The organism is Singulisphaera acidiphila DSM 18658 (assembly GCF_000242455.2).
Classification (GTDB): domain Bacteria; phylum Planctomycetota; class Planctomycetia; order Isosphaerales; family Isosphaeraceae; genus Singulisphaera; species Singulisphaera acidiphila.
The window spans coordinates 6,353,681-6,369,333 of record NC_019892.1; the positions used below are offsets into that span (position 1 = coordinate 6,353,681).

A 15,653-nucleotide genomic window follows, 5' to 3' on the forward strand; every position below is an offset into this window, starting at 1 on the left:
GTCGCGGTTTTTTCCCACGTTGATGAAAAGAGCCTCAAGGGGAGTGCTCCGGCGAACTTTCTGAGCCGACTCTTGGGCGACGACGGTGGGCCGTCTGTCGGTTTCCACCCTCCTCATATCGAGCTCTTGACCGTCGTACGTCACTACTTCGTCACAAATTCTTCGGAATTCATCGAAAGCACACGACTTCGATGCGTCCCCGGGTGATTGATTCGAACTCTTTGACGTGTTACGTCTTTTTGAGTTCCCCGTGACCGTTGCTCCGAAGCATTTTGAACGCTCGTCTTCAATGACAACGACAACACGGATGCCGTTGACCTCAGTAGGTTCGCTCGTCCCTTCGCATTGTTGTTAATGTTGGGACGAACTCCCAACTCGCCCACAGATCCGTCCGTTTGATATTTTTGGAATGGCGTATTGCGATTGCGGGCGTGAGTGGATGATGGTGGTTGCTTGATGAGGTTGTGTGGGTGGTGGTATGTTCAGGGACGGGGAGAGTGGGCTGACCGGGGGAGTGAGTAGTAGGCAATGACGCGTGGCGCGTCGGAACCGGGCGTTCTCAAGAAGTTAATATACTGGTCCTGCTTCGTGCCGAAGTAGATCCATTGCTCGACAAGCTGTCCTTGCGTGCCTGAGAAGATGACCCGGTTTGGTTTTCCTCCGAGGAGGGCCCGGACCTGTGTGGTGGTCAGGTTCGTCAGTTTTCGGTTCTGAGGGGCAGGGGGCGGGGTGGTTTCGAGTTCGGCCGTGACACTCCCCTCGGAGTTTGGTTTCGACCGGGTCGACTCGACCCACTCATCGTCGACCTTGCGGAATCCTCGTCGTCGGAAGGCGTCGGCCACTTCCTTGGATTGCGGGTCGATCTTCCAGGCGCTTTGGAGCAACTCGATCGCGGTCTCTTTGTCCTCGATCAAGCTTTCATAGAGCGTGGCCAGTCCCAGTCGACCCTCGGCATCGGTCGGGCTCATCTGGTGGCTTCGTTGTTCGTCGAGCCAACTGCGGATGAGGTCGCGGGCGCGCTCGGGCTGGTGCAATTGTTCGCTGTAGATCTTGGCGAGCGATTTCACCTCGCTCAGGCGAAGGGTGGCCAGGGCAACCGTTTTGGCCTTCAAGGCTTGTTCATAGAGCCGCTCGGCCACTTTTGGCCGGTCTGGAAGTTGGCGACGCGCTCGCTCGGCCAAGTTCAACGCTTCGTGCGGCTCGAGCTCAGCGGTTCGTTCCAGCAGGCGCTGGGTGACGTCGGCCCAGAGCCGGTGGTCGAATGTCTTGCGGACCGGCACGGGAGCCGCCCGATAAGTTTCGGCGGGTTTCGTCGCATACGGACCTTCCCAGGTGGCCAGGTCGGCTGCGTCGACCGCCACCGGCGTGGTGGAATCGGCGAGGAAGGCGTTCAGGTCGGTGAGGAGGCTGGATAACGCTTCGGGTTCCTTTGCGGTTTCCAAGCGGGCGCGGAAGCTGCGATGGGCCAGGGCCGACGGTTCTGGTTCTTGAAGCCCGTGTGCGCGGGCGCGGTGGGCGAGTTTGAGCCAGAGTTTGGCGGGGTCGGTCGACCGACTTTCCGCCTCGAACCGGATGGCGTCCCCCTCAATCTCGCGGGCCCGTTTGAGCAGCTCTTCATCCTGGAACTCTTTGGCCCGGCGATCGGCCCAGGCGGCCCAGGCGGTTCGTTTCTCGAATTCACCGGCGGGTAGGATCGAGACGCCCCGGTTCAACCGCACCAGGTCTTTGGGAAAGAGTTCGATCGTGGTGACGTCGCAGACCCATTGTTCCCCTTCTCGTTTCAGGATTCCGGTCAGGCGGACGGCCGGGACCCCGGGCGACTGGCGGTAACGGAGTCGTGGCGGAAGACGAAACAGGACCGGCGTCCGTTTCAAGGTAATCTCATCGAAGTCGCGCCCCTGGTGGAACAGGAAGAGCGCAACCCGGTCGTCAACACTGACTTCGCGTCCAATCAAGTCGGGACGCTTGGTGAGTTCGGAGGGGTCGACCGAGGTCGCCGCGGCTCGGGCGAATGTTGGGAGTAGGGGCAGACCGAGCACTGCGGTCAGGAGAACCATGCGCCGGATCATGGCAACGCCTCTCCCGAGGCCTCCTCGGGGGTAGGTCGTCCGATGGCTTCGAGAGCCCGGGGATGGGTCAGGAACACGCCGCTCTCCGGCTCAAGGCCAACCAGCCACCCCTTATTGATGTCGTGAGTGACCGACGCCAGGCGTGCGCCGAACTGGACATGGTCTCCCAGCTTGGGTTGCGTGAGCTCGAAGAGCCGAAAGCCGGTCAAGTCGATCCGCCCGACGCGGAGACCAGGTCGGCTTCCCTCCCCCTCGCCGTTTGGGATGATCCGATAGTCGAGGTCGTATGAGCCGGAACCGGTCGCGTCGGGAACGGCCCTGATGGTGCAATCGAGGAAGAGCGAGCGTCCCTTGTAGAAGGTGGAAAACCGAGCCGACCATTTTTCCTCGTCGGCCGAGGCCTCGGCGAGGATCTGTTCCAGGGGCTCAGCGACGAGCGTCGTGAAGATGGCCGCTTCCTCCGCGCCGTGGCGAACCTCCGCTGCCCCTTCGACCGCGCCACCGAGGGCCTCAACCGCGCGCTTGCCATCCGACAGGAGTTGATGGGCGGTGTCGAAGTCGCCAGCGTCGAGGGCCTCGAGCCCTTGGACTCGCGCGATCTCGACGACCCGAGGCAGATCCCGGAACTTCGAACGCCAGACCCGGAAGCCGACTGTGGCCGTGACGATCATGGCCACAGCCAAAAAAATTAATGGGTTACGTCGACGACGAGTCCAATCGGCAAGAGACTCGCGAGGTGCCACTGCGATTCGGGGTGACTCACGATCCGGTCGCGGAGCTCCGGGCGAATCCGAGGCTTGCCGGTCCTTGGAGACTCCCGACCTTGTCTTCGCTCCTGGGGGGCGTCCTTTGTTGACGGCCTGGCCCTGAGCCTTCTGCTCCTCAACGGACAAGCTCTCGAAAAAATCGGAGTTCTTGCTGGAATCGGCTTGTACCTCGGGCAAGGCCGGATCGACCCACTCGATCTCGCCATCGACATCCGCCGACTCGGGTTGGGGAGTCTGAATGGGGTCAGAGAGGCGGACCGGTTCGTCCTCACGCTCGGGATCGACCGCAGCCCGTGCCGATTGGGAGCCGCGAGCGGTCTCGGCCACAACCGGTTCGGGCAAGGGGCTCCGAGGGAGGACGAAAATTCCCTCGCCGCAGGTTGGGCAACGGAGCGCTTGGTATCCTTCGGTCCGCTCGCCCCGGAGCCGATGCCCTTCAGGACAGGCGACGCTGTAGTACTGGACCTTGGCGGGTGAGGCCGGTGTCAAACCTTGCAGCAGCCGCCGCGTACGTTCGAGGAGGTTCAACGGTCCTCACCCTTCGCCGTGACCTGAGGAATCGACTCGCAATCGTAGGCCAATCGGCGGGACAGAAAGCCATCGCCGTGGATCCGAAGTGATAATTATCATGATTATCGATCAATCCTTGGCTTGGGTCAACCACTCGCTTTGAGTCCATCGAATCGTTCGATCCGCTTGTCGCCCCGAAACAGAGACCCTATCATGAGTTGGAAGTCTTGAAAGGGTGGGGCACGGGTATTCGGGCCCGTCTTTGTGCTGGGGAGGGTTATGCAGGTCGGTGTCACATTTCAGGATGAGCGGCTCGAGTTAGACGTTCCCGAGGACCGCTTGGTCGGCCAATGGCAGGGACCGGCAGGTGTCGCACCTCAGGACGTCGAACGTCTCGTCATCGAAGCGCTGGAGAATCCTCGGCAATATCCGCCGTTGCGTCAGGCCGTCGTCCCAGGCGATCATGTGGTCATCGCGCTCGATGCGCGAGAGCCCCACGCGTCTGCCGTTCTCAGAGGGGTCTGCGAAACGCTCCGGAATGCCGGGGTCGACCCTGCCTCCATGACGGTCCTCTCAACCCTCGGCCCGGCCCCCGGGATTGCCCCTCTCGAGTTGCCGGAGCAAGTGTCGTTGGTCGTCCACGACCCGGCCGATCGGGAGCAACTGGCCTATCTGGCGAGCACTCAGAGCGGCCGTCGGGTCTATCTGAACAAGCTCGTCACCGACGCCGACTTCGTTTTACCCATCGGTCGGCTCGGGCCTGATGACGTTCTGGGTTATCGCGGGCCCTGGCGTACGCTCTATCCCTGCTTGAGCGATCTCGAGACCTTACAGGCCTTCCGGGGCTGGGCGAGCGAGGCCGAGCTCAATCGCGAACAGCCTTCAAAGGCCCTTAGCGAGGTGACCGAAGCGAGTTGGCTCCTGGGGAGCCAGTTCCATCTCGGCCTCGTGCCCGGAGTCATCGGTCCGGCCGAGGTGGTCGCGGGGCTGGACTCGGCCGTTCGCGAGCAAGGAGCCGAGGCCATCGATCGGTTCTGGAAATTCCGCGTCGAATCCAGGGCGGAACTTGTCGTGGCGGGGGTCGGTCGGCCTGGCGTACCCTCGACTTTAGAAGAACTCGCCGACGGGCTGAGCAATGCGGCTCGGTTAGTGGAGCGCGGAGGAAAAATTGTGATTCTCTCTCGGGCCGAAGGGGGGCTCGGGCCGGCATTCCAGAGGCTGATCGCGGTCGACAATCCACGGGTGGCCCTGAAAGCACTCCGTGGCCACGAGGCCGACCTCGATTACTCGGCCGCCCGCTCGCTGGCCAGTGCACTCGCCTGGGCCGACGTCTACTTGCTCAGCTCGTTGAAGTCGGACGACGTTGAGGATCTTTCGATGGTTCCCCTGGAACGGGCCGAAGAGGCTCGTCGGTTGGTTTCCGCCAGCCGATCTTGCCTGTTCCTCAGTCAGGCGGAGTTGACCTCCGTGGAAGTTCTTGACGAGTCGAACGATTCGACCGAAGCATGATTCCGACCAACAACGAGGGGATTCGAGGACCGATGGTCGAACCGAATGACCTCTACCGTACGCTCAAGTCCCAGCCTGGATTCATTGACCGAACCGACCGAGTGCGGATCGAGGTCGGCGGGGCTGACCGCGCGAAGTTTTTGCACAACCTGACGACCAATGACGTGAAACGCCTGGCCGTGGGCAAGGGGCACGAGGCGTTTGTGACGAGCCTGCAAGGAAAGACCCTTGGCTATGTCACGCTTCTGGCGTCCGAGGATCGGATTCTGCTCCGTACCGATCCGGGCGGAGCCGGATTGCTGTTGCCCCACCTCCGAAAGTATGGGGTGTTTGACGAGGTCTCGATCGACGACCTGAGCGCGCAGACCTTCGAGTTTCATCTGTCGGGCGCGAGTGCCGCCGACCTCGTTCGATTGGCCGGAGCCGACTTGCCGACGGAAGGTGACTTGAATCACGGCTCCACTGCAATCGGTGGGAGCCCTGTCCAGTTGATTCGCGAAGCGCCGACCGGTCAGCCTGGCCTGACGATCATCGGTGGCCTTGCCGATGCGCCGAAGGTCGCCGCTCAGCTTCATTCCTTGGGTGAGCGACTGGGGTTGGTTGACCTCGACCCTGCGTTGTTCGACCTTTTGAGAATTGAGGCAGGCACGCCGGCTTTCGGGCGCGAGGTCACGGAGGAGAATTTGCCCCAGGAGATCGGTCGCGACAACCGGGCGATCAGCTTTGTGAAAGGTTGCTATCTCGGGCAGGAGACCGTGGCTCGGATCGATGCGCTGGGGCACGTCAACAAGGTGCTGAAAGGACTCAAATTCCTGACGCCCGAGGACGTTACGGCTGAGAATGCCGTACTGACGCGCGATGGCAAGACGATCGGGAAACTCACCTCGACGGCGTTCTCGCCGGGATGGGGTTGCCCGGTCGCCCTTGGCTTTGTCAGGACCGCGCATGCCGAGGCGGGAACCGAGCTTCTCTGCCAGGGGGCAGAAGGGGAAGGGGAGCCTCGGAGCGTCGTCGTTTGCGACTTGCCGATGCTACCCCCCAGTCCAGACGCAGCCTGAATTTCCTTTGGGTCGAGTCGGGAGCACTGAGACGGCCGACCTTCGGCGACTCGGGAACCCGACTTCGACCTTGGGAACTTGACTCGATCAGGGGGCGTTCAGTTCCTTGAGGGCACCTTTAGGAATATCGGCGATCTGGAGGATCGTTTCCGGCGCGGGACTCAGGCCGAGGTTCTCGAGAACGATCACCCCATAAGGGGAACTCTGCTCGTGCCCATACCCGGGGTCGCCGTCCGCGCGGGCCACTCGGCCGCGGATGACCCGGCCAGCGTAGTCGACCCGTACCAACGGGCAACGAGTCCCTTGCTTCTGGCGAATCACCGCCAGCGTCGACTGGCACTCATCAAACGTCATCGGAATCCTCCTTGAACACCGAGGGTTGGGTCCGTTCGACTACGGACCAGCGCGGCCAAGCACGGGCGCGCTCACTTTCAAGACCGGTCCTCATTGGGAGCCATTCGAATCATCCTCACCAAACGAGCATGGGTCAAGCCAATTTGGAGCGGCCCCACGGCTCAACTTCGAGCGGGTTCCACCTCGGTTGCGTTCCGTTGGGGCCGTGGGTGGGGCACTCGGGACCGAGACTTTTCTCGGGACCGAGCCGACACCGCTTGTGGCTGCGCATTAAACCCAAGAAAAAAATGCGACTCACGGCTTAGACGATCGCCTGCGAGGAGCCCACCTCGCCCCGGATCTCTTCCATGGTGACGCTCCGACGCTCATCCACGGCTTTACGGACGAGCAGGCCCGTCAAGGTGGCGTCCCGAGCCTCGGCCAGGGAGAGAGGAGGAGCCGAGGGACTTTCGGCCTGCACGGCCTCCAAGAACGCCTCAAGGGCGAGCCTGGTGTCGGGCTGGTTGCCGGGGTGGATCGTCTGACGCGGGCGGCCCCGGTCGCGGAAGGTCACGGCACCTGAGCTGAAGTCGATCCCGCCAGCGTCGCCCATGACTTGCAGCGTCACTCCGGTAAAGCGTTCATCCGGAGGGGCGACCCAGGTGTGCATAAAGGAGACGTGGAAGCCGTCGGCCCACTCCAGCTCGGCTGAGTAGTGGTCCGTGACGTCGCGCTGAGGTTGATCCGCGTGAAAAAGGTCACGACGTCCTCGCCCCGATGCGCGCACCGGAGGACCGGAAGCGAGCCAGTTGAAGACGTCCCAGACATGGACGGCCTGCTCGACCATCCAGTCGCCGGATCGGGCTCGGCAAGCGAGCCAGTCGTCGTGACCGTTCATTGGGCCGTTGCTGCTGAGCCAGACCGAATGGCCGGTCAGCGGGTTGCCAAGTTCCCCTTGGTGGATCAAATCCACCCCCGCGCGATAGCGTGGGTTCGATCGGCGCTGGTAGCCGACATGAACGACCAACTCCGGAGTCTTCGCGGATTCGGCGAGCAGAGCGTCACACTCGGCCAGCGTCAGCGCGAGAGGCTTTTCGGCGTAGAGATGCTTGCCAGCCTTCATCACTTCCAGATTGATCGAGGCATGGAGGTCGCAGGGCAGGGCCACGGCGACCGCGTCGATGTCGGACCGTTCGAGGAGTTGGGCCGCGCGTTCGTATCCTTCGGGCCGGATCCCTTTGGCTTTCTCGACAATTCCGAGCCCGCGAAGCCTGTGCCTCGGCTCCTGGTCGCAAACCGCCACGATCTGGGTGGCGGGCAACTCCAGCAAGGTCCGAAGCAGTGTGGTCCCGCGAGTCCCGAGCCCGATCACCCCCAGACGGACCGGCGCGGACTCAGAGCCCCCTTCGGAAACCCGACCCTGAGTGAGGGCGAGGCCCGCGGCGGCCGAGCACCCGAGAAAGCGCCGGCGGTTCAAACGGATCGGGGGCATCGTCACCGGCTCCCACAAGGCTCGAAATCGAAAAACGAGAACAGACCCACATGACCACCGCCCATTCTAAGCCCGCATGCGTCGGAGGGGCAAGCGGAGCCGGTCAGTCATCAACGTCGCCGAGGCGATCTGCGCGTGTGTGACTGGACATAGGAGCCGTTTTTGCGGTAATGGCCCCGGACATGGACCGTTCCACCTGAGTAGGATGAGCTGCGTGATGCCCTTGGTGTGTAACGATACGAGGGAAGCACCGGAGAACGGTAGGGGGCCGCGACGAGACTTCGCGTCATCGGCTCCGAGCTTGGTGCGCTGACCGAGTCACCGGGCTGCGTCTCGGTGGGCGACACGGAATCCGGCATCAAGGAGTCGGGAGACTGAGAATCCGCCGCTTCCCACTCAGAAGCCGTCGGAACAAAGGTCGCCACCGCTTTGGGGGCCGGAGCCACCGTGAGGAACGCCAGGGCGATCGCCAGGCCTGCCAGGCTACCAGCCGCTACGAAAAGTGACTTCCGGAATGAACTCTGGCGAGAAGGTTGATCCTGGTCACCTGCTTGATTATCAAGCATCCGATTCATCTCCTCTGGAAGAACTCGGGTGGGCCTTCTCAGCCTCAATTCTCGCCTGGGCCTTCCTCCAATCCTCTTCGCACAAGTCCAGTGATTCGCGGAGTTGCTCGAGTTCGCGACTCTCCTCCCTTGTCACTACGCCGTCGGCGAGAACTTTGTCCAAGGCCCCCTTGAACCGATCGGATTTGGCGGCTGCCTCGATCACGGCAACGCGATCGTTCCCGATTTCCAGAACCTTGGCGAGTGTGCTCAGTTTGCGACGTTCATCGGAGGTGATGATGCCATCGGCGACGAACCGGTCGGAGAATTGGCGATAGACGGCGGCTGCCGCGCGATCGGCATCGAAACGGGGCATCTGACATCGGGTCGCAAGGCTCTGAAAGTCAAAGTCACGCACCGGGCATGTCCGGAGTTCTTGGATAATCGTCGCGCCGAACCAATCGCGGAGTTGCTGCCGCTCCGACTCTTCTTCCTCGCGCTGAAGGCGACGACGTTGCAGGCCATCGTAGACCAGTCCGCCAGCACCGGCACCGACCACCATGAACATGAGACAAAAGACGCTATCAAGCGCCGCCGGCCCTGGATGGAGCCAGCGAATTGCCGCAATGACTACAGGAGAAGTCAGGATCAGCGACCAGGCGATCGGCTGGCTCCACTCGGGCAACTCGTCGATCCATTGAGAGGAGAGAAAACGGCCGAGTTTCCCTAGCAACGGCCGGAAAATCGGTGGCGAGGGCGTGACCGTCCTTGGAGCCACATGAATGGCGATAGGGATGAGTTCTCGGGGTCTGTTGGCGTCTGCACGAGGGACGACAGGGGGCGGGGCACGAAAGGGCACGTTGGGGACGTCAAGCTGCCGCTGATGCGCGTTGAGGCTTTTCGCGATTCGCCTCAGACGCTTCTCTTGCTTGCTCATCCGTCGGCCGGCTTCAATCTCGACCCAAGTCCACTTTTCGTAACCTGGCGGCTTCTGGCGGCGCATGGCGTCCCCTCCTTTTGTAGGTCCTTTACGGGTGAATGGCCGCTGCGACTACGATCCCGAGCGAGATGATGACCGCTGCCAGGATTACGGCCATCGCCATGTTGCCTTGCTTGATGAGTTCCCATTCGTCCACGTTTCGGGTGGACATATCGAATAATCGAAGTGTGATTATGATGCCCAGGCCCATCGCGACTGAGCCCACGATCGCCCACCCAAAGGTAATCAGGTACGCCGAAAGAATCTCTGGCATTGGGAACTCCTCTTTCTTCTGTGAGGGGAGAGTTGCTTATCGCCTTCGCGGAGCGCTCCGCACGTGGGAGCGGACGAAGGTTCCATCTTTTCGCGTGTAGGACCGTACTTGGACCGTCTTCGGTCCCGAAGAGCGTGAGGTGTATGAGCTGGGGGCGGAGTATCGTGGACCGGAAGAAAAGGCGCGAGCGGTCCGATATGAGACTGCGTCGTCATCTAAGGAATTGGACTTGGTCGAAGCGGGTCGGCCACTGGGGCGCGGGACGTATCGAGCGGCTTGAACAGGTTCTGGCTCTTTGGCAGGTATCCACCGGTCCGTTTCTCCCAGGTCGGGAACATTGCCACCCAGGGCTCGAACTTTCCCCGCCGCCAAAGTCCCTTGGGTCGTTCCGAAATACTCCCTCACCACGGTGAGGTAGAAATCGATTGCCTGGGAACGTTTACCCATCCCTTCGAGGTTTTGGGCAGATTTGATGAGCGTGTCGGCTCTCGCTGGCCCGCGAATCGGGGCCGGGGCAAGAACCGCAGGTCTTTCGACCTCCAAAACCGGTGCTGGCGCGTTGCTCGCTGGTTCGACAGGCGTTGCAGCCGCGATCGCAACCGGCGCCGGGGGGATTTCTTGTTTTGCAACTGGAACGGGAGGCGGAGCAACTTGGACCGGGTTGGCCGGTGCGGGAATCACCCTCTCGACGGCGACTGGCGGCGGCGGAATGACCGGAACTGGTGGTGGAACGGGCTCGGATTTAACGAGGAGCGGTGGCTGGATCTCGACCGGGGCTCGAGCGATCAGTCTCGGACTTGCTGTCGCCTCGACGGGTGGATTGACCGGGTCGAGACACGATCTCACCATCGGAAAACAGATGGCAGCGGCGATGAAAAGAGCAATGTTCCAAGAGAAGCCGCCACGATCGGACTTCATCGTCCGATAACCCATATCGATCTCCTGATCAAATTTTCACTGTCGCGGTTCGAGTCTAAGAAGGAGGGCATCCACTTGCAAGTAAAATGGCTCGAGAAGATGTTGTGACGTAAGCGTGATGTCGGGACATGCCCTTGTAATTTGCTTTGTCAGGGGAATTGTGCATACGGTCGACCAGTTCCGCTTCGAGCATGCCAACACCAGGAACCACTGAGGGGCTGGTGGGGCGCTCTTCCAGAGCGAATCAAAGGAGCGGTGGTGTGGGTGTTGGTATGGCAGGTTTGTGCCATGATTGGCGGGAATCCGTCCTGCGCTGTCGATGATGCTGTGCGGTTCATGTCGCCTGCCATCTCGGCGTGCCCCGAGGATCGGGGTCATCATGATTGAGGAACAAGACCGGAAATCCTTTTCCGAATCATGGAGTCTCATGAGCGATTCGAGGGTGCTGGTTCGGCCAAATCCCTTGTCACTTCTCCTGTCATTCAGGACTTACGCTTCACCGTTGGGAACTTAACAGGCTGTCTGGCCTTGATTTGCGGCTGAATCGTTGGGTCGACCCCCTGGAATCCCTCCTGCGCCACTGGATCAGCCCGCGCGGTCGGTCGGCCTTCGCGTTCGATCGACGTGAGGTCCGAATTGGCGAATCATTTCGGGCTCAAGTGGCGCTCCCGAACCAACTTGGGAACCTGGGATTCGGTCGAACCTTCCCCTCCATGTTATACTGAAGCGATCGGAGAGCTTGGCGTACAGATGAACAGAAGGCGGTTGGGACTCACGATGGCGAAGCATATCTTTGTGACAGGGGGGGTCGTCAGTTCGCTCGGAAAGGGGCTGACGTCGGCGTCGATCGGAATGTTGCTCGAGCACCGGGGATTGCGTGTTCGGCTACAGAAGTTCGACCCGTACCTCAACGTCGATCCAGGCACGATGAGTCCGTACCAGCATGGCGAGGTTTACGTCCTCGACGACGGCTCGGAGACTGACCTCGATCTTGGACACTACGAGCGGTTTACCAATGCGCCTTTGACTCGTGACTGCAACTACACGACCGGGAAAATCTACCAGTCGGTGATTCAGAAAGAGCGGGAAGGGACGCACTACGAGGGGAAGACCGTTCAGGTCATTCCCCACGTGACCGACGAGATCAAGGCGGGTATCCTTCGCCTGGCCGGTGACGATGTGGATGTGGTCATCACCGAGATCGGCGGCACGGTGGGCGACATCGAAAGCCTTCCGTTCCTGGAGGCAATCCGACAGTTCGCCCTCGATGTCGGACGCGAGAACTGTCTCTATATTCACCTGACCTTGGTCCCCTACCTCAAGGCGGCCGCCGAGCTGAAGACGAAGCCGACCCAGCACTCGGTCGGCGCCTTGCGGCAGATCGGTATCCAGCCCGACGTCTTGATCTGCCGGACCGAGCACTCGATTAGTGCAGAGGACAAGGACAAGATCGCCCTTTTCTGCAACATCGATCGCAAGGCTGTGATCGAGGAGCGTGACAAGGAATACACGATCTATGAAGTCCCCTTGAGCCTGGTCAACAACGGTCTCGACGAGCTCCTGGTCAAGCGGCTCGGCCTGAAGGCGAATCCGCTGGACATCAGCGACTGGCGCGAGCTGGTCGACCGCGTCCTCCAGCCCAACCACGAAGTCCGGATCGCGGTCGTGGGCAAGTACATGAAACACCGGGACGCATACAAATCGGTGTACGAATCGCTCGACCATGCGGGGATCGCCAACCGAAGCCGGGTCATCGTGCTCCGGGTTGAGGCTGAGGATGTCAGCGGCGGCGGGGCGGAAGGGGTTCTGGCCGGGGTCGACGGCATCCTCGTGCCGGGCGGATTCGGGATGCGCGGGGTCGAAGGCAAGATCGAGGCCATTCGCTACGCTCGAACCAAGGGGATCCCCTTCTTCGGAATCTGTTTGGGGATGCAGTGTGCGGTCGTGGAACTGGCCAGAAACGTGCTCGGCCTGGAAGACGCGAACAGCACCGAGTTCGACAAGGCCACCCAGCACCCGGTGATCTCCTTGATGGACGATCAGTCGTACGTCCGCCAGCGCGGCGGAACGATGCGGCTGGGCGCTTGGCCCTGCACCCTTGCGGAGGAGAGCCTTGCCCGGAAGGCGTATGGTCTCGACGTCATCCAGGAACGGCACCGGCACCGGTACGAGTTCAACAACGACTATCGCCAGGCGTTGAAGGAGAAGGGGCTGGTCATGACCGGGATGAGCCCCGACGAGTCGCTCGTCGAGATCATCGAATGGGCCGATCATCCTTGGTTTCTCGCCGTTCAGTTCCATCCCGAGTTCAAGTCGAAGCCGACCAAGGCCCACCCCTTGTTCCGTGATTTCGTCGCGGCGGCGCTCGCGCGTCGCGAGGCGGGCCGAGGCGACCAGGAATCTCGCTGAAACCGGAGACCGAGACGGCGATGGAGCTCACGAAGCGTCACTTTGAGACCGGACGCTGGACGCGTCTGACGATCCGGGGCGGGACGATCGAATCGGTCGATCCCGCCGAGGGGCCCGACGAGGTCGGCGGCGCTGATGAATGGGTCGCCCCCGCGTTCTGGGATATCCAGACCAACGGCCGATGGGGGATCTCGTTCTCCAACCCGGCCTTGACCGTGGACCAGGTGGTCGAGGTCGTTCTGGCGCAAGCGGAATGGGGGGCCGCGCGGATCTGTCCGACCCTGATCACTGCCTCGGCGGAAAACTTTCGGCACGGGGTGAAAACGATCGCCGAAGCCTGCGAGTCCGACCCGAGGGTGGCCTCCTGCGTCGTTGGAATTCACCTGGAAGGTCCGTTCATCTCGGAGGTCGACGGCTATCGCGGCGCTCATCCGCTATCGGAAGTCCGCGATCCTGACTGGGATCTGTTCCAAGAGTTCCAGGATGCGTCGGGGGGGCGAGTTGTGCTGATGACTCTGGCCCCCGAGCGCCCGGGAGCCATGGAGTTTATCCGGAAGGCTGTGGCCGCCGGGGTTGTCATCGCGCTGGGGCATACCGCGGCCGATGGCCCGACCCTCCGCGCGGCCGTCGCGGCCGGTGCCAGTCTGAGTACGCATCTGGGGAATGGGATCGCGTCGCCTCTGGCCCGTCATCCCAACCCGATCTGGGAGCAGGCCGCGATCGACTCGCTTGACGCTTCGCTGATCGCGGACGGTCACCACATCGACCCGGCAACGCTTCGCGTTTTGGTCCGTGCCAAAACGGCGGAGCGCGTCATCCTGGTCAGCGACGCCAGCCCCCTGGCTGCCCTCCCGCCGGGGCGCTATGGAGAATGGGCTGTTGACCCCTCAGGGAAAATCGTCGTCGCCGGGACCCCTTACCTCGCCGGGTCGAACCAGGGGATTGAGGTCGGCTTAAATCAGTTGATGGAGGTTGCCGGGCTTTCCCTGGCCGAAGCCATCGCGACGGCCACGACTCAGCCTGCCCGGCTTTTGCGGCGGACCTTGCCGACGCTCTCCGTAGGTCAGCCCGCGAACCTTGTCGTTTTCGAGCACGACGCCAGTGGAGTGAAGCCCGCCTTCAGGCTGATCCGGACCTGCGTCGAGGGACGTTGGGTCGATGCCAATCAAGCGGACGGCGCGGCGAATCGATCGGTCCAGATCTCTTCGTATACGTGATAACCGCCTGATCGCATGCCCATGGCGAGATACGTTTGCTGAGCCCGGTGGTTCTCCTGCTCGACGTAGAGTCGCAGGCCGATCACATTGGGCACGGCAAACGCCTCCGCGCGGATCTGCTGGTACAAGGCGCGGAAGACTCCTTGGCTGCGCGCCTCGGGGACGACGTAGACACTCTGGAACCACCAGATCCAGCCGTTACGCCAGTCGCTCCATTCGCGAGTGATGGCTGCTTGGCCCAGAAGTGGCTCGGTTGACCCTGATTGGGCGACCCAGTAGCGGAGCCGTTCAGGGTCGGCGAGGGCGGAGTCGACCCCCGCGCTCAAGACGGCACGATCGAGGAATTTCCCCTCGGTCTCGTGCGCGAGTCGCTGGTTGAAATCGATGATTGTGTCGCGATCGGCCGGAAGACCGGCGCGGATCAGCAAGGCCGGCGCGGTTGCAGACATCAGATCCGGTCGCTCCGTCGATTTCGGGCCCGTCGGCTGGCTTCCTGGAGCACTCGGTTCTCTTCCTCGGTCAATCCGCCTCGCCCTTCGCGTGCGATCTTGGCGAGCACCTCGTCGAGCCTGGCGTCGAGTTGCTCCTCGGGGAGCACAGCCGTCGTCGAGGGCTTCAAGGATGTTGCAGGATTGGGCGACCAGGTGGGACCCGTCGATCGCGTCGTCGGCTTCTCACGCGGTTCGGGAGAGATCAAGCGGAGTCGAGGGCGAGTGACCCGTCGCCAGGAGAATCGCGACCAGCGAAGGTCGAAGTGTTTGAAGAGGTAGCCGAACGCCGCCCCAGAGAGGTGCGAGGCCACGGCAATCTCGCTGGCCGGCTGGGTGAGCAGTTGGTAGGCATCGTGCGCCAGGTAGATCACGACGAGCAGCCACATCTGGACGGGCAGCACGAAGAAGAGCAGGATCTCGCGATGAGGATAGTACATCGCGTAGACCACCACTACCGCCATGATTGCTCCTGAAGCGCCCAGCATATTGCCATGGTGCCCCAGGAAGGTATCAATCGCCACCCAGCCGAGCGTGCTGAGAACCGCGGCGCACAGATAGAACGCCACAAAGTCGCGTGTTCCGTAGAACGACTCCATCTCGCGGCCCACCATCCAGAGGAAAACCATGTTCCAGAGGAGGTGGTAGACCCCAGCGTGCATGAAGGTGGCCGTCAGCAGTTGCCAGACGTACCCATGCCTGAAGATTCCATCGCTACTTGCGATGAAATAGTTCCAGAGACCGCGATCCTGGAGGATCGGCTGGAGGAAGAAGACGATCACGTTGATGACGATGATCGCCTTGGTCGCCGGCGCTAGCCCGGTGAGCCAGCCCGATCCGTGCGTTTCGCCTCGATAATATTCGCGGTCATAGATGCCCATGATCGCTCCGGCGAACATCGCCCTTAGCGAGCCGGCGGTGGCCGCGCCCTCGACCACCTGATTCTTTCATCATCGGACGACTTATCATACCTGTCAACGGGTCGCGGCGCGACTTTGAGAGGGACTGAAGTGGGGGCAACGGAGAATTTACGCCAGGGAATGCGCTAATGGGCGGATCGGTGAGAGGCGAGGCCGATTCATCGA

At 61.8% G+C, this 15,653-nt stretch carries 12 protein-coding genes; 4 read left to right on the plus strand and 8 right to left on the minus strand.

Annotated features, from left to right (window positions below; all coding sequences use genetic code 11):
- Positions 1-482 precede the first annotated feature (482 nt).
- Both SINAC_RS24935 and SINAC_RS24940 read right to left on the minus strand, forming a co-directional pair.
- Positions 483-2,069, minus strand: coding sequence for a tetratricopeptide repeat protein (locus SINAC_RS24935; RefSeq protein WP_015248339.1), 1,587 nt, complete (start codon positions 2,067-2,069; stop codon positions 483-485).
- Complete coding sequence (locus tag SINAC_RS24940) at positions 2,066-3,364, minus strand: hypothetical protein (protein ID WP_015248340.1); 1,299 nt, start codon at positions 3,362-3,364, stop codon at positions 2,066-2,068. Before SINAC_RS24940 ends, SINAC_RS24935 begins: the two co-directional genes overlap by 4 nt.
- 261 nt (positions 3,365-3,625) lie before the next feature.
- Between SINAC_RS24940 and SINAC_RS24945 the strand changes: the two genes are divergently transcribed.
- Together SINAC_RS24945 and ygfZ are read left to right on the plus strand one after the other, a co-directional pair.
- Positions 3,626-4,855 carry a lactate racemase domain-containing protein gene (locus SINAC_RS24945; RefSeq protein WP_015248341.1) on the plus strand — a complete coding sequence of 410 codons (1,230 nt, stop codon included), beginning with the start codon at positions 3,626-3,628 and terminating at the stop codon, positions 4,853-4,855.
- Positions 4,852-5,913: a CAF17-like 4Fe-4S cluster assembly/insertion protein YgfZ gene (gene ygfZ / locus SINAC_RS24950; RefSeq protein ID WP_015248342.1), complete on the plus strand. Its 1,062-nt coding sequence runs from the start codon at positions 4,852-4,854 to the stop codon at positions 5,911-5,913. The genes SINAC_RS24945 and ygfZ overlap by 4 nt, the downstream gene beginning before the upstream one ends.
- 87 nt (positions 5,914-6,000) lie before the next feature.
- Here ygfZ and SINAC_RS24955 read toward each other — a convergent pair whose 3' ends face one another.
- The 4 genes from SINAC_RS24955 to SINAC_RS24970 all read right to left on the minus strand — a co-directional run bounded on the left by SINAC_RS24955 (position 6,001) and on the right by SINAC_RS24970 (position 9,536).
- Complete coding sequence (locus SINAC_RS24955; RefSeq protein ID WP_015248343.1) at positions 6,001-6,267, minus strand: hypothetical protein; 267 nt, start codon at positions 6,265-6,267, stop codon at positions 6,001-6,003.
- 301 nt (positions 6,268-6,568) lie between these two features.
- Positions 6,569-7,738: a Gfo/Idh/MocA family protein gene (locus tag SINAC_RS24960; protein WP_015248344.1), complete on the minus strand. Its 1,170-nt coding sequence runs from the start codon at positions 7,736-7,738 to the stop codon at positions 6,569-6,571.
- A 558-nt stretch (positions 7,739-8,296) separates the two neighbouring features.
- Positions 8,297-9,286 (minus strand): tellurite resistance TerB family protein, encoded by a 990-nt coding sequence (locus SINAC_RS24965; RefSeq protein ID WP_015248346.1) that lies wholly within the window; start codon positions 9,284-9,286, stop codon positions 8,297-8,299.
- Positions 9,287-9,311: 25 nt separating this feature from the next.
- Positions 9,312-9,536 (minus strand): DUF350 domain-containing protein, encoded by a 225-nt coding sequence (locus SINAC_RS24970; protein ID WP_015248347.1) that lies wholly within the window; start codon positions 9,534-9,536, stop codon positions 9,312-9,314.
- Positions 9,537-11,231: 1,695 nt separating this feature from the next.
- On the opposite strand from SINAC_RS24970, the gene SINAC_RS24985 reads away from it, so the two are divergent.
- Both SINAC_RS24985 and SINAC_RS24990 read left to right on the plus strand, forming a co-directional pair.
- On the plus strand, positions 11,232-12,863 hold the full coding sequence (locus SINAC_RS24985) for a CTP synthase (RefSeq protein ID WP_015248349.1): 1,632 nt from the start codon (positions 11,232-11,234) through the stop codon (positions 12,861-12,863).
- A 20-nt stretch (positions 12,864-12,883) separates the two neighbouring features.
- Positions 12,884-14,080, plus strand: a complete 1,197-nt coding sequence (locus tag SINAC_RS24990; RefSeq protein ID WP_015248350.1) for an N-acetylglucosamine-6-phosphate deacetylase — start codon at positions 12,884-12,886, stop codon at positions 14,078-14,080.
- Here SINAC_RS24990 and SINAC_RS24995 read toward each other — a convergent pair.
- Positions 14,029-14,529, minus strand: coding sequence for a GNAT family N-acetyltransferase (locus SINAC_RS24995; RefSeq protein WP_015248351.1), 501 nt, complete (start codon positions 14,527-14,529; stop codon positions 14,029-14,031). The genes SINAC_RS24990 and SINAC_RS24995 overlap by 52 nt on opposite strands.
- Positions 14,529-15,506 (minus strand): rhomboid family intramembrane serine protease, encoded by a 978-nt coding sequence (locus SINAC_RS25000; protein ID WP_020466753.1) that lies wholly within the window; start codon positions 15,504-15,506, stop codon positions 14,529-14,531. Before SINAC_RS25000 ends, SINAC_RS24995 begins: the two co-directional genes overlap by 1 nt.
- Positions 15,507-15,653 lie beyond the last annotated feature (147 nt).